Origin of the sequence: Neorhizobium galegae (assembly GCF_021391675.1) — a bacterium.
Lineage (GTDB): Bacteria > Pseudomonadota > Alphaproteobacteria > Rhizobiales > Rhizobiaceae > Neorhizobium > Neorhizobium galegae_B.
The window spans coordinates 3937840-3961076 of record NZ_CP090095.1 but is presented as its reverse complement, the minus strand read 5'-3'; the positions used below and the strand labels follow the sequence as shown (position 1 = coordinate 3961076).

Annotated in this window: 22 protein-coding genes; 11 read left to right on the top strand and 11 right to left on the bottom strand. The window is 61.1% G+C overall.

The genetic code is table 11. The features are described from left to right. The first annotated feature begins 142 nt into the window (after positions 1 to 142). On the top strand, positions 143 to 403 hold the full coding sequence (locus tag LZK81_RS19380) for a hypothetical protein (RefSeq protein WP_233954320.1): 261 nt from the start codon (positions 143 to 145) through the stop codon (positions 401 to 403). A 209-nt stretch (positions 404 to 612) separates the two neighbouring features. Here LZK81_RS19380 and LZK81_RS19375 read toward each other — a convergent pair whose 3' ends face one another. The 7 genes from LZK81_RS19375 to LZK81_RS19345 form a co-directional block, all read right to left on the bottom strand. After that, a complete protein-coding gene (locus LZK81_RS19375; protein WP_233954319.1) occupies positions 613 to 891 on the bottom strand; it encodes a hypothetical protein in 279 nt (92 codons plus the stop codon). 72 nt (positions 892 to 963) lie between these two features. Next, positions 964 to 1533, bottom strand: coding sequence for a redoxin domain-containing protein (locus LZK81_RS19370; RefSeq protein ID WP_326491495.1), 570 nt, complete (start codon positions 1531 to 1533; stop codon positions 964 to 966). 259 nt (positions 1534 to 1792) lie between these two features. After that, positions 1793 to 2509 carry a hypothetical protein gene (locus LZK81_RS19365; protein WP_233954318.1) on the bottom strand — a complete coding sequence of 239 codons (717 nt, stop codon included), beginning with the start codon at positions 2507 to 2509 and terminating at the stop codon, positions 1793 to 1795. A gap of 42 nt (positions 2510 to 2551) precedes the next feature. After that, a complete protein-coding gene (locus LZK81_RS19360) occupies positions 2552 to 3196 on the bottom strand; it encodes a MarR family winged helix-turn-helix transcriptional regulator (RefSeq protein ID WP_233954317.1) in 645 nt (214 codons plus the stop codon). 70 nt (positions 3197 to 3266) lie between these two features. Continuing rightward, positions 3267 to 4415 carry a MauE/DoxX family redox-associated membrane protein gene (locus LZK81_RS19355; protein ID WP_233954316.1) on the bottom strand — a complete coding sequence of 383 codons (1149 nt, stop codon included), beginning with the start codon at positions 4413 to 4415 and terminating at the stop codon, positions 3267 to 3269. 14 nt (positions 4416 to 4429) lie between these two features. Then, positions 4430 to 5884, bottom strand: coding sequence for a catalase (locus LZK81_RS19350; protein WP_233954315.1), 1455 nt, complete (start codon positions 5882 to 5884; stop codon positions 4430 to 4432). 72 nt (positions 5885 to 5956) lie between these two features. Beyond that, the gene (locus LZK81_RS19345) at positions 5957 to 6520 is read right to left on the bottom strand and encodes a cysteine hydrolase family protein (RefSeq protein ID WP_233954314.1); all 564 of its coding nucleotides are present in this window, start codon (positions 6518 to 6520) and stop codon (positions 5957 to 5959) included. Between the two features lie 776 nt (positions 6521 to 7296). Between LZK81_RS19345 and LZK81_RS19340 the strand changes: the two genes are divergently transcribed. From LZK81_RS19340 to LZK81_RS19310, 7 genes are all read left to right on the top strand, one after another. Then, complete coding sequence (locus tag LZK81_RS19340) at positions 7297 to 7557, top strand: hypothetical protein (RefSeq protein WP_233954313.1); 261 nt, start codon at positions 7297 to 7299, stop codon at positions 7555 to 7557. Positions 7558 to 7890: 333 nt separating this feature from the next. Beyond that, complete coding sequence (locus LZK81_RS19335; protein WP_233954312.1) at positions 7891 to 8520, top strand: helix-turn-helix domain-containing protein; 630 nt, start codon at positions 7891 to 7893, stop codon at positions 8518 to 8520. Between the two features lie 53 nt (positions 8521 to 8573). Further along, positions 8574 to 9197 carry a cysteine hydrolase family protein gene (locus tag LZK81_RS19330; protein WP_233954311.1) on the top strand — a complete coding sequence of 208 codons (624 nt, stop codon included), beginning with the start codon at positions 8574 to 8576 and terminating at the stop codon, positions 9195 to 9197. Further along, on the top strand, positions 9190 to 9741 hold the full coding sequence (locus LZK81_RS19325) for a hypothetical protein (RefSeq protein ID WP_233954310.1): 552 nt from the start codon (positions 9190 to 9192) through the stop codon (positions 9739 to 9741). The genes LZK81_RS19330 and LZK81_RS19325 overlap by 8 nt, the downstream gene beginning before the upstream one ends. Beyond that, positions 9738 to 10553, top strand: a complete 816-nt coding sequence (locus LZK81_RS19320) for an enoyl-CoA hydratase/isomerase family protein (protein ID WP_233954309.1) — start codon at positions 9738 to 9740, stop codon at positions 10551 to 10553. Before LZK81_RS19325 ends, LZK81_RS19320 begins: the two co-directional genes overlap by 4 nt. Before the next feature lie 227 nt (positions 10554 to 10780). Further along, positions 10781 to 11275 carry a helix-turn-helix domain-containing protein gene (locus LZK81_RS19315; RefSeq protein ID WP_233954308.1) on the top strand — a complete coding sequence of 165 codons (495 nt, stop codon included), beginning with the start codon at positions 10781 to 10783 and terminating at the stop codon, positions 11273 to 11275. 102 nt (positions 11276 to 11377) lie between these two features. Then, on the top strand, positions 11378 to 14173 hold the full coding sequence (locus LZK81_RS19310) for an ATP-binding protein (protein WP_233954307.1): 2796 nt from the start codon (positions 11378 to 11380) through the stop codon (positions 14171 to 14173). 5 nt (positions 14174 to 14178) lie between these two features. Here LZK81_RS19310 and LZK81_RS19305 read toward each other — a convergent pair whose 3' ends face one another. After that, positions 14179 to 14463 carry a hypothetical protein gene (locus tag LZK81_RS19305; protein WP_233954306.1) on the bottom strand — a complete coding sequence of 95 codons (285 nt, stop codon included), beginning with the start codon at positions 14461 to 14463 and terminating at the stop codon, positions 14179 to 14181. A 127-nt stretch (positions 14464 to 14590) separates the two neighbouring features. On the opposite strand from LZK81_RS19305, the gene LZK81_RS19300 reads away from it, so the two are divergent. Next, entirely contained in the window at positions 14591 to 17383 is a 2793-nt protein-coding gene (locus LZK81_RS19300) for an ATP-binding protein (protein WP_233954305.1), read from the top strand. Between the two features lie 184 nt (positions 17384 to 17567). Continuing rightward, complete coding sequence (locus LZK81_RS19295; protein WP_233954304.1) at positions 17568 to 18338, top strand: hypothetical protein; 771 nt, start codon at positions 17568 to 17570, stop codon at positions 18336 to 18338. Positions 18339 to 18390: 52 nt separating this feature from the next. Here LZK81_RS19295 and LZK81_RS19290 read toward each other — a convergent pair whose 3' ends face one another. The 3 genes from LZK81_RS19290 to LZK81_RS19280 all read right to left on the bottom strand — a co-directional run bounded on the left by LZK81_RS19290 (position 18391) and on the right by LZK81_RS19280 (position 22170). Further along, positions 18391 to 18681: a hypothetical protein gene (locus tag LZK81_RS19290; protein WP_233954303.1), complete on the bottom strand. Its 291-nt coding sequence runs from the start codon at positions 18679 to 18681 to the stop codon at positions 18391 to 18393. Positions 18682 to 18914: 233 nt separating this feature from the next. Then, the gene (locus tag LZK81_RS19285; protein WP_233954302.1) at positions 18915 to 21539 is read right to left on the bottom strand and encodes an ATP-binding protein; all 2625 of its coding nucleotides are present in this window, start codon (positions 21537 to 21539) and stop codon (positions 18915 to 18917) included. Continuing rightward, the gene (locus LZK81_RS19280) at positions 21532 to 22170 is read right to left on the bottom strand and encodes a helix-turn-helix transcriptional regulator (RefSeq protein ID WP_233954301.1); all 639 of its coding nucleotides are present in this window, start codon (positions 22168 to 22170) and stop codon (positions 21532 to 21534) included. Before LZK81_RS19280 ends, LZK81_RS19285 begins: the two co-directional genes overlap by 8 nt. Positions 22171 to 22311: 141 nt before the next feature. On the opposite strand from LZK81_RS19280, the gene LZK81_RS19275 reads away from it, so the two are divergent. Then, positions 22312 to 23205, top strand: coding sequence for a helix-turn-helix transcriptional regulator (locus LZK81_RS19275; RefSeq protein WP_233954300.1), 894 nt, complete (start codon positions 22312 to 22314; stop codon positions 23203 to 23205). The last annotated feature ends 32 nt before the right edge of the window (positions 23206 to 23237 follow it).

Here is a 23237-nt window from a genome sequence, read left to right as displayed (position 1 = left end):
ACCTGTCGGTTTTCGACGGCAAATTCTTTTCGTGATTGAAATCATCAACTGACGGCACCTATCTAAAATATCCCAGCCGCCGCTTTCCGTAGATTTCCTGTCATCGGGATCATCCGATGCCAACCGATTGGAGAGCAACATCATGAATACCCTCATCAAGACCGCCCTTCTCGTACTTTCCTTCTCGGCAGTTGCCGGCATCGTCCGCGCGGACGAAGGCGACTACTACTCCGGCTTCGGCCCCGCGAGGTCGCAGTCTGCTCCCGCTTCCAAGTCTCCGGCCATCGACTTATTCCACACCGGCAGCATCGCCCACAGCAGCATGTCTCGCGCCTCCACCTCGCGCGACAACCGCATCATCGGCGATGAAGGCGACTACTACGAAGGCGTCGGCCCGCGCTGAACGGCGGCTCATTCAAGACACCGATAAACGGTCGCAACACGTCGGTTACCGGCCTATGGCCCGGTAACCGACGTGAATTTTTTTGAACGGCGGAAAAGGTTTTAACTTGCCAGCCGGTGATGTGGATTTCCGAGGTCAAGGTAATCAACGGGAATAGCCGCCGAAACCCGTCCGGAAGGACGAATGTCGACGGTTATCGCACCAGTCAGTCAAGCGCATTTCATGCGCAAGTCGGCCCCGGTGGGAGCGGCGGTGTTCTGGTCCAGCCGGTTGGATGCGGCTCCGACATTGCCCCCGCCACAGATGGCCGCCTGGAGAGTCTTCTGAGCCTTCGGCTGCTCCGGAAGGAAAACCCGCAGGGGCTGCTGGGCCGGCTGGCCGAAGGCGAGGTAGGCGACCACCCCGCAGACGGCCAGCCCGTAGAGACCGATCGGCAGTGCAAGGCTGACCGAGACTTCATTCGAGCTTTGAGGGCGATTGCGCTTCATGAGCATCTCCTTTGCGGTATTTCACCAAAGGTTACGCAGCGACGCCCCGATCATCTTGCAGGTTTGGCTCATTCAAGCATTTGCCACGGCTGATGGCGCCGCGCAGGTTCCGTCCTCGCAACCGTCCGGCTGCGCATTTCCTTCCGGAATGTGCAGCTTCTCGGGGATGGGGGAGGCGAGGGCCGTTGCAATCCGGGCGCCGACGACAATGTCGTCTTCCACGCCGAATGCGTGGTGGAGGATGGATCCGTCGCGCCCGATCAGCACCGAGGAGGGGGTGCCGCGAAAGCAGTAGCGGCGCATGGTGACGGGAACGTCGGACGTCCCGTCATGCAGATCGACGCCGATCGGCGTCGTCAGCCGATATTCGTGGATGAATGCCTTGAGAGTCACCGGCGTCATGGCGTCGTGATGTTCGAAAACCGTGTGCAGGCCGATGATCTGAAGTTCGGTGCCGCGGAAGACCTGCTCGATGCGGCGCAGCTGCGGCAGCGCTTCCGAGACGCAGCCGGGGCAGAGAAGCTGGAACGCATGCAGGAACACGACCTGCCCGCGCAGGTCGGAGAGGGTAAGGGGATGGGCGGTATTGAACCACTCGCTGACCGCGAGTTCGGGCGCGAAGAGGGTTGCGGATGGGGACATCGTCTTTCTCCTGGGGAAGGCGGGCGGGCCGGAAAGGAAACGGCCCGCCCTTTTGCCGTGCGGGGTCGCAGGCCGGCGCGGCGGTTGGAGGCGAAATCTTCAGGCAGTGGCCGGCAGGTCCTGCGTACGGTCGCCGGCATGGTGTTGCCGGTTGCGTTCTCGCGGGCAAAGACGATAATTCCGGCCTGTTCTTTCTCTCTTGCCTGGAGGGTGGAACATGGCCGGTCCGCCGATGGCAGTCGACGGGCCGGCGCTTTTGTCACTTCGGAGGGATTACCTTGCCGGGCAGGCTGAGATTGCCCGACGCCACCTTGAAGACGTTGTCGACGCATAGAAGCGGCGCGTGCAGATTGCCGTTCACCTTCAGGCCGGCGGTCACGCCGTCATAGGAGGAGCCGACGATGCCGCCGAGCAGCGAGAGCGGGATGGCGACATCGACTGCATTGCCCTTGAACGTCGTCTTGTAGTTGGGGCTGTCGATGAGAAGAGGCACGTTCGGCCAGGTCGGCGGAACCTTGGGTTTGGCACCCTCCGGAATATCGATCACCTTGAGGCCGCCGCCGCAGGCCTTGTCTTCGGCCAGCACGACCCAGTGCGGGTGCCAGACATCGCGGTTCCTGCCGCCGGCGGCGGCATCGTCGAAGTCCGGATGGAAGGTCACGGCGAGCGCGACGATGCCGCGATCCTTGTCGAAGCCGATATCGCCGCTGTTGAGGCTGGTCGGCCAGACATAGGCGTAAACCTGCGAACCGGCGAACTTGCCCGTCGCCTCGGGCTTTTCCGAACCCGCTTCACCGCGAACTCGGGTGGTGAATATGGCGGCGTCCTTTTGCGTGACGATCGTCGTCTCGATAATGTCCAACGAGGCCTTTACCGCCTGGTTCGGTGCCGTCTCGATCGAATGGGCCGCGGCCGTGCCGAGGCAAAGAACCAGCGCCCCGGCGGTGAGCCCGCCGGCTGCAAACGTCCTGATCATTGATAGTCTCCTTCTTTCTCCGGAGTGCCTGGAGGGTTTCAGTTATCCTCTTTCAAAGACCTTCCAGGTGGCAGCCCGGGAGGCAGGATCGGCTACGGCGTGATCGCGGCAATCGATGCGCAGCTCGCTCTGGCCAAAGGCCGCGTTTACGAAATCACAATGGTGCGGACGCGAGGCGTCCGGGTGGGCATAGGGCCGGAAAAACCGGCAGCTTACGCACATGCGCTGAACCGGGATCGCCCCCTGTTCCTGCAGGCTGCGGATCATCGACACCAGGGTCACCAGCAGGCCCTGCTTTTCGGCTGCAGGCAGGCCTTCGGTGGTATTCCGCAGCGCGCCTGCAAGCGCATCCCCGGTTTCGAGAGCGGTGCGGCCGGCCGTTGTCAGCCGCACACGCGTTGCACGCCTGTCGCGTTGGTCTTCGGCCTTCTCAACCAGCGCTTTCCGTTCGAGCGCCTGGATGGAGTCCGTCGCCGTCGGCGGGGATACGCCGAGTTGAGCGGCTATTTCCTTGACCCCCGCCCCTTCACGCCGTCCCTCCAGATGTTGGAGGATGGCATATTGGGTCGGGTTGACGCCCGCCGCCCGTGAGCGCTCCCAGTCTTCTGCCCGCAAGGCCGTCGCGAGCCGGGCGATTCCTTCCAGGATGCGATGTTCGATAGCGGTGGGATCGGTCGGCGTTTCCATAGCTTTGATATAGATAGGACTCCTATATAATTGCAAGCCCTGTCGCGAAATTTATGCGAACGCCCGCCTTTCACTGCCCGCTCTCTTTCGTCGGTGGGGCGCCGATGCCTTCAGCACCCGGTCCATGCGGCTGTTCCGGATTGTGCGAATGGGTCGCGTGGTCCATGCGCGGCGGACCGGTGAAACCCGCCGGCCCGTAAAAGGCGAGATGGAGACCCCAATAGGCGCCGGTGAAGACGACGAGCGCGGCCATCAGTCCCGCGGGAATGGCGGGAAGATGGATCTTGATGTTCGGAAGGAAGCGCGTGACGCGGCATTGGTCGCAGGCCACGGCGACCAGGATCGCCATGATCAGGCCGTGGCCGATGAGATCGACCCGACCGAACGGATAGATCGCCGCCGTGAAGATCACCAGCAGGGCGATGGCCGAGAGACGGCGGATCAACGGCGTCCACAGGAGGCCGAAGCCCATGGTGAATTCGGCGACGCCGGCCATCGGAATAAATACATCGCGCGGCAGGCCGAAGGTCAGGAAGGGCTTTTCCTCGACCAGCGGATAGAACCAGTCCGGATAGGCGAATTTTTCGAGGCTCGACCACATGAGGGCGATCGCCAGGCCCCAGCGCAGAGCTTCGAAACGATGGGACCGCCACGCCTCGTCTTTGATCGGCTCCAGGATCAGGTAGACTGCGACGCCTACTCCCAGCGCCAGGTAATCGAAGAGATGGAAGAGATCGTAATCGCGCAGCGCCAGGAGCCAGAGGAGGAGGATGCCGGCGCCGGCGATCGGCATCGTACGGCGGGAGAATATGCAGGCCGCCAGAAGCAGTTGTAGCCACGACACCCATTCCGCGGGGGTCTTGAGGTCCGGCGTCAGATAGACGCCGCCGACGGCAAAGATGGCGACGAAAAAGGCGGCCACCGTTACCCGCACATAGTCGTCGAGTCTTCGCCAGAGCGGTGCCGAAACGTAGTCAAGTCCGTCGTGGACGGCGGCGCCGAACCGGTTCATTTCGATCACGCGGGTGAGTGCGAAGAATGCGATCACGAGCCCGATGCCGGTCCAGAACCAGGGATTGGCAAGGACAGTCGCGATGGGTCTCGGGCGCGCGCCGACGATATAAGGCGCGAACCACTTCACGTGGGCCTGGGCGGCCGTGTTGTAAAACAGGAGAGCCGCTCCAGAAAAGGCAGCCAACGGGATTCGCCGTTTGATCACCATCGTCTCCCGGATCATTCCGCGACCTGCGCCGTGAAGATCCCGAGCGCTGCGGCGACGCCCGCGCCATAGGCCGGATCCGCTTTGGCGCAGTTCGCGATATGCCGGTCCATGATATGCAGGCCTGCGCCGGCCATGCTGCGGGCGGTGTTTTCGAACAGCCGCCGTTGTGCGTCCGCGGGCATCAGGCGGAAAAGCGCTCCCGGCTGTTCGAAATGATCGTCGTCGATCCGGTGATCCCAGTGTGTGGCAGGGCCCTCAAGTTCGAGCAGCGGCTCGATCGAGCCGGTTTCCGTCTCCCATTCACCCATCGAGTTCGGATAATAGTGCGCCACGGAGCCGAGATTGCCGTCGGTTCGCATTGCGCCGTCACGATGATAGGAGTGGAAGGGGCATTTCGGCGCGTTGACGGGAATATGCGCGAAGTTGACGCCGAGCCGATAACGCTGCGCATCTCCGTAGGAAAAGAGCCGCGCCTGCAGCATTCTATCCGGCGAAAAGCCGATGCCGGGGACGATATTGGCGGGAGAAAATGCAGCCTGTTCGACTTCCGCAAAGACGTTCTCGGGGTTGCGGTTCAATTCCAGCTCCCCGACCTCGATCAGCGGATATTCCGCATGCGGCCAGACCTTGGTGAGGTCGAAAGGATTGTGCCTGTGCGTTCTCGCCTGTTCCTCCGACATGATCTGGACGCAGAGCGTCCAGCGCGGAAAGTCGCCCGCCTCGATGGCATTGTAAAGGTCTCGCTGGTGGCTTTCGCGATCACTGCCGATAAGGGATGCAGCCTCCTGGTCGGTCAGGCTTTCAATCGTCTGCTGGCAACGGAAATGGAATTTGACCCAGACCCGCTCGTTATCTGCATTGATGAAGCTGAACGTGTGCGAACCGAAGCCGTGCATGCTGCGGTAGGATTTCGGCGTGCCGCGGTCGCCCATCACGATGGTCACCTGATGCAGCGCTTCCGGGAGCAGGGTCCAGAAGTCCCAATTGTTGCTGGAGCTGCGCATCCCGGTCCTCGGATCGCGCTTGACCGCGTGGTTCAGGTCGGGAAAGCGCAATGGATCGCGGAAGAAGAAGACCGGCGTATTGTTGCCGACGATGTCCCAGTTACCTTCCTCGGTGTAGAACTTCACGGCAAATCCGCGAATGTCGCGCTCCGCGTCGGCGGCGCCTCGTTCGCCGGCGACAGTCGAAAAGCGGACGAAAACCGGCGTCCGCTTGCCGATCTCGCCGAAAAGCTTCGCCTTGCTGAAGCGGGTGATGTCCGACGTGACCGTGAAGGTGCCGTATGCGCCGGAGCCTTTTGCGTGCATCCGCCGTTCGGGAATGACTTCGCGATCGAAATGCGCGAGCTTTTCGATCAGCCAGATGTCCTGCAGCAGAGCCGGTCCCCGGCGTCCGGCCGTCTGGATATTGAGATTGTCGACGACCGGTGCGCCGTTTGCGTGGGTAAGCGGTTTGCGAGACATGGATTCCCCCTCTCTTGGGGGACGCCGGCGCTGCGGCGTCCGTCGTTACGATGAAGACGAAATGCGTGGAGATCAGGCAGCCTTAGCGAATGCCTGCAGATAATCGCCCGTCGAGGTCATGTTGGCGTAAGCGAAGCCGAGTGCCGCCATGAAGGCCGCGTGGGCGAAGCGGGCAGGGACCTGAACCCCGTCGAATTCCAGGTCGCGCGAGGCGCAGGCGTCGTGCACCACGGTCACCTTGTAGCCGAAATCGTTCGAGGCGCGGGTTACTGCATCGACGCACATGTGGCTCATGTTGCCGCAGACGATCACCTCCTCGATGCCGTGTGCATCCAGGTGTTCCTTGAGATCGGTCTCGCGGAAGGAGTTGATGTAGTTCTTGAGCACGACATGTTCGGTAGGCAGGTTGATTACGGAGGGATGGATGGCCGTCCCTTCGGTTCCGGGCTGGAAAAAGGGCGCGTCCATGGTCGGGAATTCGTGCCGGATGTGGACGACGAGGTCGTCTTGCGCACGGGCGGCGGCGATGAGTTTTGCGGCGTTCTGCGCGGCAGCTTCCACGCCGACAAGCGGCCATTTGCCGTCCGGAAAATAGTCGTTCTGGATGTCCACCACGATCAATGCTTTCTTGCTCATATGTGCGCTCCTGTGCGTGAAAAGTAATGCGGCCGCGACGCGTTCGGGAAGAACGCGCTGCCCGCTAAATGCACGGGCATCGTGGGCGCCGGGCGCATCGATATCTTGGAATTTTCAATCATTGGTGGTCGCGCCCCCATAGGCGGACACTCGCAAGAGACGCCACTGCAACCGGTGCGCAGGACATTCAAGAAACAGCAGAATCCTTCATGCCGGCCAGAACGGGATCGAATAGGTTCTGTCCATGGTGATTAGCCGGCTCCCTCCCATCGGCTTCTCTTCCCTGGTGAGCTCGACGCTTCCGCCGAGCGTTGAGCTCGGATCTGCGGAACGCGGATCCTTCCTGAGCCGTCTTCGATCTTTTCGAAGGCGGCTCTTTTTTGCCGTTCGGTCCGCCGCCGAGCCAATCCCGGCGCAAGGGCTCGCAAGATCGAATCCTTCAATTCATCGCGATCCGGATGATTTAGCTTTCTTCCTGCGATGGCAGACGTGGCCGGCCTGTTCCCTCCCCAGTCTGGCCATTGAATGCGCTCAGTCCCCTCCCTGGCGCATCATGGGACATGTCCTCCCCCACCCGCCGTCCCGCAAGCCGGCCGCTCTTCCATCAAGAGCGGCCGGTTTTGTTTTCGGGCGCGGCGACACTCGCTTGCCGAGGCGAGACAGACAAAACGTAAAAAGTGCGATTGGTTCGCAAAATCTCTTTTCCCCGGTTTCGTCAAAGGTGCGCGGCGAAGGATAGCCTTCACCGATTTCAACACCATGGAAAGGAATTCAACATGATACGGATATTGGGACTTGTCCTGCCCATTGCTTTCGCACTCATCCTGCCGGTCGTCGTAAAGGCGGAAGGCGACTATTATGAAGGTGTCCGGAAGGACGTTGCCGCTCCCGACGCGACACTGGCACCCTTCAAACCGCGCTTGGCGAAGCCCGTCGATCGGATGAGTACCGGCAGCATTCCGAAAGCGGAGCGGCGATATCGGCTGTCGTCGAGCGGCGGCGACGGCGATTTTTATAAGCTCGAGCCGGCAAATTGATCATTCCCGCGCCGCCTTCAGGGCGGCGCTTTCGTTTGGGCGCCGGGCTTCGCACCACGCCCGAGTGGGGAAGCCCGCGCGCCCTTTGCACGCTTTTGCAACTTCTTTACATCGGTTTTTTCCCCCTTCAGGACGATGTTGCAAGTCCATCTCGCTGTAAAATTCTACGGAAATTCCAATAGAAATAATGTGTTAGGCGAAAATTTACAGCGGCGCTCCGCCGGCTCACATCTCTTAGCAGACATTAACTGTGCCGATGGCCGTCTTCAGGGCAATGTTTTCTCAACCGGACGAACCGGCTCGTCGAACCACCGCTCGAAAGAGGAGAAGGCAATGTCTGCAGGAGTAGAAAACACTGTTGTAGTACGCATCCCAACTCAGGTCGAACAGGTCATGAATCCCTTTCGGCTTGCCCATTCGGAAATCAACGTCGAAGGCCTCCAGAGCCGCAGCAAGGAAATCTCGACCCTGCTGAAAACGGCACAGCGCATTCTGGATATCGATCCGGATCAGGCAACCAATTTCCTGCGCCAGGCATCCGATCTTCTGGAAAACGTGGGGCCGGAGGCCGAGCTGCTGGACGTCGCCAGGCCACAACTTGTCCAGGGCGGTCTTGCTCCCTGGCAGTATCGCAACGTCATCGCCCATGTCGAGGTCAACCTGACCGCAGCGATCCGCGTCGAAGACCTCGCCGGGCTCTGCCGTCTGAGCGTCAGCCATTTCTCGCGGGCGTTCAAGGTCAGCTTCGGCGAGGCGCCCTACGCCTACATCATCAGCAGGCGCGTCGAGCTTGCGCAGACGCTGATGCTGACCACGGAGGAGCCGTTGAGCCAGATTGCGGTCTTCTGCGGTCTCGCCGACCAGGCGCATCTTTCTAACCTCTTCCGCCGCTGCGTCGGCACGACGCCGTTCGAATGGCGCCGCCGCAACCGCAATGCCGGGCAGCCGATTTTCGCGCGCTAACCCGAGGGAACGTCATTCCCTACCATCTGAACCGCAACGCCATGGAGAGTCCCATGTACGAACCCGCATTGACCGGGCTGGTCATCATCGACCCCTATAACGATTTCATTTCCGAGGGCGGCAAGCTCTATGGATATTGCGCCGAGACGATCAAGGCGCTCGATACGGTCGAGCACATGAAGCAGGTCCTCGCCGCTTGCCGCAAGGCTGGCATCCAGGTCTTCATCGCGCCGCACCACCGTTGGCGCGAGGGCGATTTTCTGCGCTGGAAACACGTGCCTCCGTCACAGGCGGCGGCAGCGCGGATCAAATCCTTCGCCGAAGGAACCTGGGGCGGAGAATTCCATCCGGATTTCCAGCCGCAGGAAGGGGACGTGGTCGCTTCCCATCACTATCTTTCCAGCGGGTTCGCCAATACCGACCTCGATCTTATGCTTCACAAGCACGGCGTCGAAAAGGTCATCGTCATCGGCCTGCGCGCCAATACATGCATCGAATCGACCGTCCGCAACGCGGCCGAACTCGGCTACCACGTGACGCTGGTGAAGGATGCCGTAGCGGCGTTCAACTTCGACGAGATCCGCGGGCTCGTCGAGTTCAACGCACCGTCCTATGCCTCGGTGATCCTGTCGACCGAGGAATTGCTGGCTGCGCTTCCGGGAGGCGGCAATGAGTGAGATGCTGCTCGTCGTTTCCTCCTCCAAGGCCCGGATCAATGCGCCGGCCGAACTCATCGACCTGACCGGATGGCTGTTCAACCTTTCGGATTCAGAATACCAGGCCTGTTCCAAGGATCACCTTGCGGCGGCCTCGGGCTTCACGCGCGAGGGAAAGCGCCTTTCGATCAATGTCGAGACCATCGGCGGCGATCTGCTTGTCCAGCATTATGTCGAGCAGATCTCGGACCGCGATCATTGCCAGGTCCGCTCGGTCTCCGATGCGTTCACGCATTTTGGGCTGACCAAGATGGAGGTGACCTGGGATCTGACCGTTCGGTCGATCGGCAGCGACAGCTGCGAATTCGAAAACCGGATCGAGGTGCGCGCGACGCCCGAACTGCTGTCCGCCCTCAAGGAGCACGGCGTTCCGCCGGAAGCGGCGAGACCGCGCATGCAATCGCTTGCCGACGAGCACAATGCGATCGAGACGCCGCTTTTTGCCAAGGATATCGAACGCAAGGCGCAGGCCCATGTCCTGCGGCGGCAAGGGAGCGTCGCATGACCGCCGCCAGCCGTCTCGTCATCGATCGATCGAAACCCGCCTCCTGGCGGGTTCTGATCGATAATCCGCCGATCAACCTCTACGATCCGGAAATGTTCGCCGAACTGCGCCTGCTGATGGACAGCATGGAGCGGGATCGGGACCTCAAGATCGTGGTCTTCGAAAGTGCCAATCCGGACTACTTCGTCGCCCATTACGACGTCCTGCGTGGCGCCGTCATGCCGGATATCCCCGGCGCGGCCCCTTTCACGGACTGGCCCGCATTCGTTACCCGGCTATCCCAGTCGCGCGTCATCAGCGTGGCAAAGATCCGCGGACGGGCGCGTGGCCACGGCAGCGAGCTAGCGCTCGGCTGCGATATCCGCTTCGCAAGCCGCGAGAAAGCCGTCTTTGCGCAAGTGGAAGTCGGCATGGGCGTCGTGCCCGGCGGTGGCGCGACCGAATGGCTCTCACGCCTCGCCGGCCGGTCGCGCGCGCTGGAAATCCTCGTGGGTGCCGATGATTTCGATGCGGATACCGCCGAGCGCTACGGCTGGATCAACCGGTCGGTGCCGGATGCCGAGCTAGATGCTTTCGTCGACCGTTTTGCGGCACGCGTCGCCTCCTTCGACAGCCGGGCGCTGGAGATTGCCAAGAAGCTGGTGAATGCCCGGGCGGGAACGGCTACCGATGCGGAACGCTGGTCTTCCAACCAGACGTTTCTGGGTACGGCGACATGGCCGGAGACCCGCGAACGCGTCAGGCATCTCCTGGGGCAGGGGTTGCAGCAGGACGGTCCGTTCGAGCGCAATCTCGGGCGGGATATCGCCTAGGTTCGCAAAAAAGCAGGCAACGGAAGCCGGCGTCGCCGCCGGCTTTTGTGCTTCGAGAATCCCGGCAGCATCCGTGCAGGATCCGGTCCCGAGGAAGGGCCTCAAGAGAAGCTGCAAAACAGAATTTTGCAGCTTTTAACTCGCCGCGCTCCTCGGAAGACGGCATGTTTCCCCTCGATCGAACCGCGACGACGGGCTGAATTGGCTCAAGATTCTCGCCGTGGTCAATGCTGGATGTCGGAGGATCTCGTTTGGGGAGCAACCACCTGCAACTTCAATTTGATCGGCAACTCGGCGAATGCCTGTCGCCGCAGGAGCGGGGCCGTGCCAATGTCAGCCGCGATGGGCTGAGTTCCGCACAACGGGAGGCGATCGAAGCCTATATTCGCGACCGGCTGGCCGAGAAAATCAGGGTTTTGGACCTGGCGCGCTCCGTCAGGCTTTGCGCCAGCCATTTTTCACGGGCATTCCGGGTCAGCTACGGCTGTTCACCCTATGCCTATCTCGTCAACCGGCGAATGGCGCTCGCCTGTCATCTGATGGTTTCGACCGACGAGCCGCTCAGCCAGATCGCCGTCACCTGCGGCCTGACCGACCAATCTCATCTCAGCAACGTCTTCAGAAAACGGCTGGGCACATCCCCGCTTGCCTGGCAGCGGGCCAGGCTCTCGCGTCTGGCCGGCAGCGATAAGGCAGGGGAAAGTCTGGCGGCCGGACAATAGTCGAGTCTTCCGCGATATACTCCGGAAAAATTGACGATCCTCAAACCGCTCGGATAACATGTCCGTCGCACAATGAGGACGTGGCGGACAGCCCGGAACAGCATGGAAGAGCCGATCTATTCCTTCGACAAATTCCAGCTTCTGACCGGCCAGCGGCGATTGCTGTCGCATGGCCAAGATGTGCGTCTCGGTGGCCGGGCGATGGATATTCTGCTGACGCTGATCGCTCGCGCCGGGGAAGTCGTGCCGACGCCGGAGATCGTCGCTTCCGTATGGCCTGAAACCCATGTGGAAGATGGCAATCTGCGCGTTCACATGGCGGCTCTGCGCAAGGCGCTGGGCGATGAAACGGGAGAATTTCCGCATATCCGCAACGTTACCGGGCGAGGTTATGCATTCACCGCCCCCTTGAAGCACGGCTTGTCCGAACCTGCGCGCGTCGAGATCGTCCGGCCTGCCGGCCATCTGCCGCCTCCCGCGACCTCGATCATCGGCCGCGAACAGGTTCTGGAAGTCCTGCGGGCGAAACTCACCCAGAGGCGTTGCGTGACGATCGTCGGCCCGGCCGGTGTGGGCAAGACGACCGTTGCGGTTGCGCTCGCCAACGCCGTCGGCACACATTTCCGCGAGGGTGTGGTCTTCGTTGACCTGTCGATCGTGGTCGATCCCATCGCGGTGACCGCAACGATAGCGTCGGCGGTCGGAGCCCTGCCGACCAGCAACGACGCCATCCATGGGCTACGGGAGCGCCTACGACAGCGCGAGATGCTGATCGTCCTCGACAACTGCGAACATGTCATCGAAGCGAGCGCTGAACTTGTTGCGGACATTCTCCGGTATGCTCCGGGCGTCCGGGTCGTCGCAACCAGCCGCGAGCACCTGCGTGTCGAGGATGAATGGGTGCAGCGATTGCCGCCATTGGATGTCCCGGAGGAGGGTGCGGAAATCTCCGCGGAACTCGCCCTGCAGTCTTCAGCGGTTCGGCTCTTCGTGGAACGGTGCTCCGCCAATCTGGGCGGCTATCAGTTGTCGGATGTCGATGCGCCGTGGGTTGCCGAGATATGTCGGAAATTGGATGGTATCGCGCTTGCAATCGAGTTCGCGGCCGGTCTGGTCGGAACGATCGGGCTTTCGGGCCTCACCCATTCCCTGAACGACTTTTTTCGGGTCTTTACGAGAGGGCGCAGAACGGCGCTTTCCCGACACCAGACCCTGCGTGCGGCAATAGAATGGAGTTTCAACCTCATTCCCGAACAGGAGCGGGCGGCGCTCAGAAGCCTGTCCGTCTTCTCCGGCTTCACGATGGACGCCGCTTACGAGATCGCCGGCGAACATTTTTCGAGCCGGTATGATTTCGAGGACGCGATCAGCAACCTGGTCGCGAAGTCGCTGATCTCGCCGGACCTGAAGGGGCGGGATGCGCGATATCGGCTTCTGGAAACGACCAGGGCCTATGCCAGGGCCGAGTTGACGAAATCCGACCCCGAAAACGACCTCGCGTTGCGCCATGCCCGATATTTTCTTGCCCAGCTTGAAGGGGCGGCGATTCTCGGAAAAGAGCTCGACCGCAATGAACTGGGCAATGTACGCGAAGCGGTCGCCTGGTCTTTTTCACCGGGCGGAGATCCGGAAATCGGAATTGCCCTCGTGGTCGCGGCAGTACCGCTCTGGATCAGCCAGTCGCTTGTCGATGAGTGTATCGCGACCGTATCCTCGGCGCTGAAATGGATCGGCGAAAAGACAGGATTCGAACGTGCACGGATGCAGCTTTACGCCGCCCTCGGCTGGCCGCAGATGCACAAGGAGACTGAGCTCAAGACGGGGGCGGTCGCCTGGCAGGTCGTGCTGGATATTGCCGACGCGCTGGAGGATCGCGAATATCAGCTGCGTGCGCTATGGGCGTTGTGGGTCGATAGGACCAATAGCGGGCGGCCCAAGGCCGCGCTCGACATGGCGATGCGGTTCAAAGAGGCGGCTTCCGCATCCAACCATTCGGACTTCCTTCTTGGCGACCGCATGATCGCGCGCGCCTACCATCTTGTCGGCCATCATGAGAAAGGGCAGCAGCATGTCGAGCACATGCTGCTGCATTACCCGGCATCCGCCTCGGCCACCGACCTGATCCGTTTTCAGTACGACCAGCGGACGACCGCCCAGATCACGCTCGCCCGCATCCTGTGGGTGACTGGCGAAATCGACAGGGCGCGGGAATGCATTGCCGACATGATCGAAATGTCGAGCCGCCACTCGCTGACATTGTGCCATGTGATGTCGGACGGCGCCTGCCCGATTTCGATCTCGATCGGGGATTTTGCAGAGTCCCGCCGATATGTGACCCTCCTCCAGGAGCGGACCAAAGCGCATGCGCTTGACGTGTGGAATACCTACGCCTCGATCTACGAGGTGGAGCTGAAGAATGCCGAGGGCGAAGCTGAAGCCGGTCTCGACCGCCTGTCGGAAGCCATGGCACTCCTGCGGAGATCCGGGTTCCTGCTCTATGATTCGACCTTTGTAGCTGCGCTCGCCCGCGCCTTGGTAGCGGTTGGCCGAATTCAGGAGGCGTCCGACATCGTGGCGGCTGCCATAACCCAATGCGAAGCGACGGGAGAAGGCTGGTATCTGCCGGAACTGTTGCGGATGCGAGGCGATCTCCATCTTCAGACGGGGGGCAGCGAGGCATTGGCTGCCGCGCTGTTCGAACGTTCACGCAATCTGGCGCGCGGACAGAACGCAAGGTTCTGGCTTCTGAGGACCGCGATCAGCGAAAGCAAACTCGCGATCGCCAAGGGACGCGTCGCATCCGTGCGGCAGATTCTTCAGCCATCGGTCGAGTTTTTCCACACTCAGCATCACACGGCCGATTACCGGGAAGCCGTTCGAATTCTTCAATCGGTCTGAACCGGTTACCGCAACACGGCAAATTTCCAAAACGCGCCACGATTTTGAAAGAATGGCGGCTCGGCGGATGGCATTCTGTCCTCAACAAGTTCGATCTGGCCGGAGGGCGAGATAACGGCGGTGCAGCTTTGGGATTGCAACAGACCCACAGGCGGCGGACTTGCACCGTTCGAGATTTCTCCGATCAGGTGAAGGGTTTTGATTCTGGGTCTAAGCGCCATGCTGCCGGCGATCCGCGCGGTGAAAAGAGGCCCACGCATTTGATCTTCGTTGCTTAAAATGACAAACATCTTCGCGTCATTTGCAGATGTTTCCGATGAAAGACTGTCGTTGATGGAATGGAAGGGGCCGCGGCAAGCTTGAGTGCAATATTCGGATTTGAGATTATTCTTGAATTCTGCACTGGCGAGAGCTGAAATGAGCTCTGTCGGTGAGAATGAAGTATTTTATTTTAGCAATTTTCAGCTCTATCGGGAGAGATCGCTCCTGTTGCAGGACGGCCAGCCGGTCAAGGTTGGCAGCAGGGCACTGCTGATCCTGATCACCCTCGTCGAGCGCGCCGGGCTGATCGTCAGCAACAGGGAACTCATCGATCTGGTTTGGCCGGATACCTATGTCGAAGAAAGCAACATCCGCGTTCATCTGACGACCCTGCGGAGATTGCTGGGCGAGAGGCCTGGAACCGCCCGTTTCATCGTCAATATTCCAGGCCGGGGATACCAGTTCATCGCGCCTGTCCGGAGGGACGATCCCCACGAAGAGCGGGCGCAGCCAGTTGCTGTCGATAGCACAGTTCCGACGGTTGGCAGGTTGATCGGCCGAGACGACATCCTGGACAAGCTCACTGCAATGCTGCCACAGCGCCGGCTGATAACGATCCTCGGGGCAGGAGGGATCGGGAAGACGGCGCTCGTACAGGCACTGACGGCGAGATGGCTTGAGGAAACCGCGGCCGAAGTGAGCTTCGTCGATCTCGCACCGGTCTCCGACGATAGCCGTGTCGCGAGCGCGCTTGCCGCCGTGCTCCAGGTGCCTGTGATCTCGTCCGACCCGATGCCGAATATCCTGCAGGCGTTGCGCAGGACAAGGCGTGTCCTCGTCTTCGACAGCTGCGAGCATGTGATCGACGCGGTGGCCGAAATATCCGAAACGATCATTGCCGAGGTCGACAACATCAATATCGTCACGACCAGCCGGGAGCCGTTGAGAGCGAGCGGCGAGTGGATTCAGAGGCTTCAGCCGCTTGCCTTTCCACCGGAGCAAAGCCCGCTTTCCGTCGACGACGTCTTGTCCTATCCCGCGGTTCAGCTTTTCGTCGAGCGCGCGCTCGCAATATCGGACACGTTCGCGCCGAACGACCATGAGGCTCTGGTGCTCGGCGATCTTTGCCGTCGGCTCGATGGATTGCCACTGGCGATAGAACTCGCAGCGGCCCGCGTGGACATGTTCGGACTGGAGGAACTGGCGCGCCGTCTCGACAGCCAGCTTTCCCTGCTGTCGCGGGGCCTCCGGACCGCGGTGCCGCGCCACCGCACAATACGGGCGACCATAGACTGGAGCTACCAGTTGCTGTCGCTGCAGCAGAAAAACCTGCTGAACAGGCTTTCCGTCTTTACCGGCTATTTCAGCTTCGAGTCTGCTTCGGCTCTCGCGGCAGCGCCAGGAGGGCCTTCCGGTGCATTCGTCGAGGAGATCGTCCAGCTGGTCGAGCAATCGCTCGTGGTGGCCGAAACCATCAATCACGGCACATCATATCGCCTTCTCGGCACGACGCGTGCATTCGCCGGCGAAAAGCTTGAAGAGTCCGGTGAAGTAGACATGGTTCGCGAATGGCACGCTGGACACGTGCTCGACCTGCTGAAGGATGCCAACGACGCGAGTACGACACTCACCTTGGAAGATTGGTCTTCTGCCTATTCGAGCATGATCGACGATATCAGAACGGCGATGGACTGGGCCTTCGGCCCCAGGGGCATGATCGACATTGCAGTACGTCTTGCGGCGGCATCCGCACCGATATGGTTCCGGCATTCGCTGGTGGACGAATACCGGCAGCGGCTTGAGCAGACGGTTTCTCGGCTGGACGAACTGGAGACCCTGGATCGCAAAAGCGAGATGCTGATCAATACCGCCCTCGGTCATGCAATCTGGCATTCGCGCGGGCCTGAAGGCGCCGATGAACGCTTCCTGCGGGCGATCGATCTCGCCGACGAACTCAGTAATGCTTTCGCCGGTAGGACCGCGCGCTGGGGGCTATGGCTCGTTTATACAATGAAAGGCGATACTGCCAGGGCGTTAGACGTCGCCGAGCGTTTCGGCGGGAGGGAGCCGTCCGAAGACGCGCGATGGCAGCTGACGCAGGAAAGGATGATGGCGCTGACGCTGCATTTCGCGGGCAGGCACGGCGAGGCTCGACAGTATGTCGATCACGTTCTGTCTCACCCAAATGTCCTCAACCTGTCCGCCAGGAATTCGGGATTCCTCTTCGACCAGCGGATTGCGGCGAAGACCCTGAACTCGCGGCTGCTGTGGATCCAGGGCTTCCCCGACCGAGCTCTAGCGCTCGCACATGAAGGGGCCGAGGAGGCGCTTGCCCTCGGTCATGGCCTGTCATTCTGCTACAATCTCTCCCAGAGCATCTGCCCGATATCGATCTGGGCGGGGGAGCTGGAAACGGCAAGGCGTTATACGGACATATTGCTCGACTATTCGACGAGCCGCGTCCTGCCCTACTGGCATACCTGGGGGCGGACCTACGACCAGGCCTTGGGCAGAACCTCCGCCAGGATGGGATTGCGTCCGGAACATGAACTTTCCGGCATTACGCTTCAGACGCTCTATCACCAGGAAACTGCGGCCACGCTCGATCCCGGCCTCGCGGATGACGTCATCGTCGAAGGCGCAACTGGCGGACGTAGCTGGTGCAGCCCTGAGCTTTTGCGCGTGAAGGCGGTGCGGATGCTCCAGGCCGACCGTAGCCAGACGGATCCGGCTGCCGTCGACGTGATCCTCTTGACGGCGCTCGCCGAGGCGAGGGAGCATACCGCGCTTTCCTGGGAATTGCGCGCGGCCACGACGCTGGCGGAGAGCCGACGCGCGCGCGGCGATATGTCGGGAATGGTCGTTTTGAGCGAGACGTTCAAGCGCTTCTCGGAAGGCTTCGAGACGGCTGATTTGTGCCGTGCCAGTTCACTGCTCGACGGCCGATGAGCAAAAGCAGGTTCTTGCAATACCGCTGGCTTGCCGTGTCTTAAAGATGGGTAGTTGTTTTCCCAGATCGGCTTGAACCGACCAACGGCCCGTAATGAAAAAAATACTGACGGCTTTGAACAGCGGTTCTTTCGAGCTCAGACATCGAGTGGTGATATCCGGCCCGATTGGGCCTGTCCCTCGGTTGATCTCGAATGCATCCCTTCAGGATTGGGCGCGAGACACCGTTCCCGAAGATTTCGAAGGCGGGCTGGTCATATCGCCGCCGGTCGATCTGAACTCGATCTTTTCGGGACATGGAACCGCGCTCGATGCGGCGGCAGCTTCCGGCTGGGATGATGCCGCTCAAACGGTACATTCCCACGCAGGAAGCCTCTTCCTGCGTCTGTCCGATATACACCGACCCTCGGGGCAGGACCGCAGAAAGACAATCGACGATATCGATCCCGATCTTGTCGTCGGCCGGTACAAGGAAGCAGCTCGGGGCGCCTTGTCCGCCGGGCTCGAGGGCATCGAGATCGACGCGACCTCGGCAACCGTCATCGATCTCTTCCTGGAAAGCGATACAAACACCCGCAGGGACCGCTGGGGCGGCGGGCTGGAGAACCGTCTCAACCTTCTGACCGAAGTGGTGGACGGCGTTTTGTCGGTCTGGGAACGGGAACGCGTCTGCGTCCGGCTGTCGGCCGATCTGGCCGGCGAGGCAAAAGATGACGGGACGTTGATCGGAGCACTGGAATCCCTGCGCGATCAGGAGGTCGGCTTCGTCCATTTGGAATGTTTCGGCATGGGTGAGCAGGAGCCAGTCGAAACGCTCCATCAGCTTCGGAGGCTGCGCGCCTTCTTTCCCTATCTGCTGATCGTTTCGGGCCGGTTCAATTTTGAGAATGCCGCGTTGTTCGTGGAGTCGCGCGTGGTCGACGCTGTCGGCAGCGAACAACACATTTACCCGTAAAGACCGCCTTCCGCCGCATTTGCAGCTTTTCGCACTCATTAACTGGCAAAGATCAAGGAATGCGGCAATCTGTTCTCAGAACGTCAGAGAACAACTTGAGGCAGATGCCATGTCCATCAATAGAAGCGAAAAGTCCAATAAGGCCGCAGCCGGTATCCAGGCCGATCCCGACAGGCTTGCGCGCCTCTGCTGCTCCTCCATAAATCTCGACGATCTCATCATGAGGATGCCGATGCCGGCGCTTGCGAAGAGCAAGTCGTTCGCAGATCAGGCGGCGTGAAAAGCGCGAGCGGCTCCATTTTTCGCCAGGCCGCACCATGTCCTTCTCAGGAAGCAAAGGCATCGCGGCTGCTCGGCTGTCCCGGCATGGTATGAATCTCGGCCACTATCTGCCTCGCGGCAATTGCATCCGGGAAGATGCTCGCCGCCGGGATTTTTGCCATATGGCGCTTGAGGAACGGTGCGACTTCCCCGAATGACTGTTTTCGCATCATAAGCCGAGCGCAGCTGATTGCGCTGCGAAGGGCGAACACATGGGCACCTTGCGAGGCGGCGATATCGATCGCGCGCCCAAAATCATCCCGAACCTGATCGGCCGCCGCAAGCCCTTCTGGTCGCCAGTAGCTTTTCGGCTTTTATGCGGATGACTTCCGAAAGACACCAGTCGGCGAGACCGCTCTCGGCCCGTCGGATCACCGCAGCGCTCAGGAATTCCGGATCTCCGCAGGCGAGCGTCTCGGCAAGTTGCGCGACGAACAGCGGTTGGAGTTCGCCCGGCAGCCGCGGACGTGCGGCCTCGTTGCCGCCCGCCAATTGCCACTCGGCGACCCGGCCCAGAACATCACCCCAGGCATGCCAGTACATGATCGCGTAACGGCTGGTGTGCTGGCGCAGAAACGCCATTCGCTCAGCAAGGAGATCCCATTTCTGCTCCCAGAAGGCGATCGGCCCGGCGGCGAAGGCGTAGACATAGGCAACAGTCAGCGCGCCGCCGTCCTCCAAACCCAGGCGGATTGCGTCGTCGAGGATCGCGTTGGCGGCCGCGGTCTCGCCCCTGAGCCAAGTCAGTCGGGCCAGGATGGTCGACATCGACACCCGTGCATCGAAGGTATGACCGCTGTTATATCCGAAATCGACACGGGCGAGCGGTTGGTTCAGGACCACGTCGCAAAGGGCTTTGGTCTCGTCCTGGCGACCCAGAAAATGCATGGCGGTCGCCCGCATCCGGTCGCGGATAAAACCTGCATTCGGGTTTGCCACTCCGCCGGCGGCGGCGGCAAAACGGTTCGCAAGGTCGATCATCAGCGCGTATTCGCCGCGCGAATAAGCGGCCAGCCAGTTGGCAGCGCAGGCCTGGGCGATCTCTCCCGGTCTGCCGCGCTGGTCGGCGAGCTGCAGAGCGCGGCCCCATGCAGATGTGGTTTCCGTCGTGACGCCCCTAGTGTGGCAGAGAAGATGCCCGAGCAGCATGTTGACCTGCATCTCGCGGGCGCCACCGTCCTCGATGAGGTTGCGGTTTTCCCGGATATTGTCCAGGGCCTTGAGGGCGTGGTCCCGAAACTCGTCGATCATCGACATCTGAAACCAGAGCGGCGCCGAATCGACCGTCAGCGCTACTGCCAGGTCAGTTCGCTCCGGAGAGCGATAGCACCAGTCGAGAACGCCGCGAAAATCGTCGACCCGTTCGCCGTAGGAGAGCCGCCAGTCGGCGAGCGGCATGGCGTTCCAGTCTTTCGCCGCACGATCCAGCATGGTGCGCCAATAGGCCATGTGCCGGCTGCCGATTTCATCCCGTTCCGGGCTTTCATCGAATTTGTCCCGGCAATAGTCGAGAGTAGTCTGCAGAAGGCGGTATCTGGCCTCCAGGCCGGCCAAATCGGCGACCAGCATGTTCTTGATGACGAGTTCGGAAATGATGTCGTAGAGATCGGTTTCCTCGGCCCCGGAAGGCAGGCACACGGCGGTGGCGGCATCGAAGGAAAAGCTGCCCGTGAATGTCGCGAAGCGGAGCAGCATCTGGCGCGCTTCGGGGGACAGAAGTTCGAAGCTCCAGTCCAGCGTGGCCTTCAGGGTCTTGTGACGGGGGAGCGCCGTGCGCCGGCCCTGGACCAGCAGTGCGAAACGCTGCCGGATCTGCGCCAGAAGCCCCTCGATGCCGAATGTGTCCGCGTGAGCCGCGGCGAGTTCGATGGCGAGCGGCAGCCCATCGAGCTGGCGGCAGATCGCGGCAATCGCCGCGATTTCCAAGCGCGTGGGGTTGAAACCGTCCATCACCGCGCCGGCTCGCTCCGCAAACAACCGGAAGGCGGAATAGGACACGGCGTCTTCAAGCCTGTCCCCGATATTTTCCGGAGGGATATCGAGCGGAGGCAGACGCCGCACCCATTCGCCGTCGATCCGCAGAGGTTCGCGGCTTGTCACCAGAATGCGCAGTTCCGCCGTGGATCGCACCAGCGTTTCTGCAAGATGAGCAACCGGGTCGGCGAGATGTTCGCAATTGTCGAGAGTCAGCAGCATTTGCCGCGCTGCAAGCTTCTCTTCCAGCACTTTCAAGGCATCGTCGGCCGATGCCGCGATCCCGAGCCTCGCCAAGACGGTCCTTGCAAGATGCGCCGGTTCCGTCAGCGTAGAGAGATCGACGAAGGCCATGCCGTCCCGGAAACGGTCCCGCATTGCCTCGATGACGCGATGCGCAACCGTGGTCTTGCCGATTCCGCCCGCGCCAACGAGGCTCACGGCGCGGCGTTTCTCGATGTCTGTGATAAGTTCCTGGACGAACTCGTCCCTTCCGATGACCGCCGAACCGGTCGGGGAATTCCAGCTTTGAGCGGGGTCGGTCGATGCTTCGTCTTGCCGCACGACGTCTTCTGCCGGCGCGGTTTCTCCGCCAAGGACGAACATGTAGCCGCGGCCGGTGATGTTGACGATGAAACGGCGTCCGTCGACGCCGTCCCGCAGCACACGGCGGAGGCTGGCGATCTGTACCCGCAGGTTCGACTCGTCGACGATGGCGCTGGGCCATACCCGCTTCAGCAGTTCGGCCTTGGTGACGGTCGTGCCCGCATGTTCGATGAGTATCCGGAGTAGGCCGAGCGCCCTGTCGGCAATCGCGACCGGCGCGCCGTTTTCCGTCAACCTGTTGGCTTGGCGATCAAGGTGGAAAGTGCCGAAAACATAAGGGGTTTCCATGCTGTCAGCCATCAGCTTTAACCTCGCGTGGATGAGGCGTTCCGGCCCATTGTGCCCGGCTTACAGGGAGGGCCATACCGATCGCCACGGGGCGATGTTTCCATCGCCAGGCGCTGGGAGGCAGCCCATAGCGTTTCTTGAAGACATTGGAGAAGTGCGATTGATCCAGAAGTCCGCATAGCGAGGCAATCCGGTGGAGCGGCAGATCCGTCAGCTCGACGAGCTGGCGGGCAAGGCACAATCGATGGGAACGGATATAGGCACGAGGCGTGGTGTTGAAGGTTGCCGAAAAGGCACCCATAAATCGTTCGGGCGAAAGGTTGGCGGCCTCCGCAAGCAACCGGATCTTGATCCGGTCCGCAAGCCGCGAATTGAGTTCCCTGTGCACGGCTGCGATCTGGGGGCAGGTGAGGCAGGCGCTGTTCGGGTCGCCCGCCATGTTGCGGGATAGGCTGGCCGAGCAGAGGCTGACCGCGGCATCCACATGCATTTCGGCAGCGCAGCTGTCTTGTCTGAGCGCGAGACGGGCAGCCCGCAGCCGCACGAGCAATTCCGTCCTGACGTTTTCAGCCAAGCCGTCCGCCTTTTCCGGGCCGGTGCCGCAACTCGTCCGTGGCTCCTTGCCTCCAAGGTCCGCGCGCATTCGACTCTCCATTCCTAAAGTTATATTTAGCCAAGGACTTAGCGGGAAGTCTTTTCCAAAATTGCTATTTTTGCCCGCCTTGCATAGGTATGCTGCAGTGCGTATTCTGGCGGTGCTGGAAATATCTCTGCGGGGGCCGGAATGCAGGGGCACGGGACTGAAAAATTCAAGGATGCCAGCCTCATTGCCACATCGGTGGATCGGCCCTGGACGGGTATGTCGGCGGAACTCAGAAGCCATGGGGCGGGTGAGATCGGCGCTTTCGTGCCCCAGAATGCCGAGATCACGATGATCGTCCAGGGGCCGCGTCCAGCGATATCGACGAGGGCGTCGGGCGGCGTGAAGCAGGTCGTCGCGGCTCGCCCGCGAACGACATGGCTTTGCCCCGCCGGGATCTGCGAGGAAGCCACCATGCTGTCCGACGAGATCCCGGAAGTCCTCCACGTCTATCTTCCGCAGCATCTCTTCTCCCAGCTCAACGCGCAAGGGTTTCCGGATTTTCGCGCACAGGACCTTCGCTACCAGGCCGCGGTCACCAATCCGCTGGTGCTCGGCATCATGGATAAGATCATCGCCGAGCTGCGTGGGGAAAGCTTTGCCGGCGGACTGCGGATGAGTGCCCTGAGCTGCCAGTTGGTGGCGGCGCTTGCCCGAGATCATTCGGAAACGCCCAAATCGCAGCGCGATCTGCCGCGCCTGCGCGGCGGCCTCGACAGGCGCCGGCTGAAGCGCGTGATCGATTATATCGAGGCGAACCTCTTCGAGGACATAAGCGTGATGGAACTGGCCCAGGTGGCTGATTTCAGCCTCTACCACTTCACGCGAGCCTTCCGGGTCTCGACTGGCTATACGCCCTACAGCTATCTCGGCGACCGTAGGATCGATATTGCCAAAGGCCTCCTGGCATACGACGATATCAAGCTTACGGAAGTGGCAGAGATCTGCCGCTTTTCCAACCAGGCGAATTTCACGAAGGCCTTTCAACGGGCGACGGGACATGCGCCGGGCCGTTACCGGCGCCTCTGGAATGCATAGGCCACAAGGCTCGTCATCAACATCACAGTCAT

What these genes read in the sequence shown, in the direction of transcription:
- LZK81_RS19300 (WP_233954305.1), top strand. Translation starts at nt 14,591, where the DNA reads ATGAGCTCTGTCGGTGAGAATGAAGTATTTTATTTTAGCAATTTTCAG.
- LZK81_RS19280 (WP_233954301.1), bottom strand. Translation starts at nt 22,170, where the DNA reads ATGCGCGCGGACCTTGGAGGCAAGGAGCCACGGACGAGTTGCGGCACC.
- LZK81_RS19310 (WP_233954307.1), top strand. Translation starts at nt 11,378, where the DNA reads ATGGAAGAGCCGATCTATTCCTTCGACAAATTCCAGCTTCTGACCGGC.
- LZK81_RS19360 (WP_233954317.1), bottom strand. Translation starts at nt 3,196, where the DNA reads ATGGAAACGCCGACCGATCCCACCGCTATCGAACATCGCATCCTGGAA.
- LZK81_RS19305 (WP_233954306.1), bottom strand. Translation starts at nt 14,463, where the DNA reads ATGTTTGTCATTTTAAGCAACGAAGATCAAATGCGTGGGCCTCTTTTC.
- LZK81_RS19315 (WP_233954308.1), top strand. Translation starts at nt 10,781, where the DNA reads ATGCTGGATGTCGGAGGATCTCGTTTGGGGAGCAACCACCTGCAACTT.
- LZK81_RS19350 (WP_233954315.1), bottom strand. Translation starts at nt 5,884, where the DNA reads ATGTCTCGCAAACCGCTTACCCACGCAAACGGCGCACCGGTCGTCGAC.
- LZK81_RS19290 (WP_233954303.1), bottom strand. Translation starts at nt 18,681, where the DNA reads ATGCCTTTGCTTCCTGAGAAGGACATGGTGCGGCCTGGCGAAAAATGG.
- LZK81_RS19320 (WP_233954309.1), top strand. Translation starts at nt 9,738, where the DNA reads ATGACCGCCGCCAGCCGTCTCGTCATCGATCGATCGAAACCCGCCTCC.
- LZK81_RS19375 (WP_233954319.1), bottom strand. Translation starts at nt 891, where the DNA reads ATGAAGCGCAATCGCCCTCAAAGCTCGAATGAAGTCTCGGTCAGCCTT.
- LZK81_RS19365 (WP_233954318.1), bottom strand. Translation starts at nt 2,509, where the DNA reads ATGATCAGGACGTTTGCAGCCGGCGGGCTCACCGCCGGGGCGCTGGTT.
- LZK81_RS19345 (WP_233954314.1), bottom strand. Translation starts at nt 6,520, where the DNA reads ATGAGCAAGAAAGCATTGATCGTGGTGGACATCCAGAACGACTATTTT.
- LZK81_RS19380 (WP_233954320.1), top strand. Translation starts at nt 143, where the DNA reads ATGAATACCCTCATCAAGACCGCCCTTCTCGTACTTTCCTTCTCGGCA.
- LZK81_RS19325 (WP_233954310.1), top strand. Translation starts at nt 9,190, where the DNA reads ATGAGTGAGATGCTGCTCGTCGTTTCCTCCTCCAAGGCCCGGATCAAT.
- LZK81_RS19340 (WP_233954313.1), top strand. Translation starts at nt 7,297, where the DNA reads ATGATACGGATATTGGGACTTGTCCTGCCCATTGCTTTCGCACTCATC.
- LZK81_RS19370 (WP_326491495.1), bottom strand. Translation starts at nt 1,533, where the DNA reads ATGTCCCCATCCGCAACCCTCTTCGCGCCCGAACTCGCGGTCAGCGAG.
- LZK81_RS19330 (WP_233954311.1), top strand. Translation starts at nt 8,574, where the DNA reads ATGTACGAACCCGCATTGACCGGGCTGGTCATCATCGACCCCTATAAC.
- LZK81_RS19285 (WP_233954302.1), bottom strand. Translation starts at nt 21,539, where the DNA reads ATGGCTGACAGCATGGAAACCCCTTATGTTTTCGGCACTTTCCACCTT.
- LZK81_RS19275 (WP_233954300.1), top strand. Translation starts at nt 22,312, where the DNA reads ATGCAGGGGCACGGGACTGAAAAATTCAAGGATGCCAGCCTCATTGCC.
- LZK81_RS19335 (WP_233954312.1), top strand. Translation starts at nt 7,891, where the DNA reads ATGTCTGCAGGAGTAGAAAACACTGTTGTAGTACGCATCCCAACTCAG.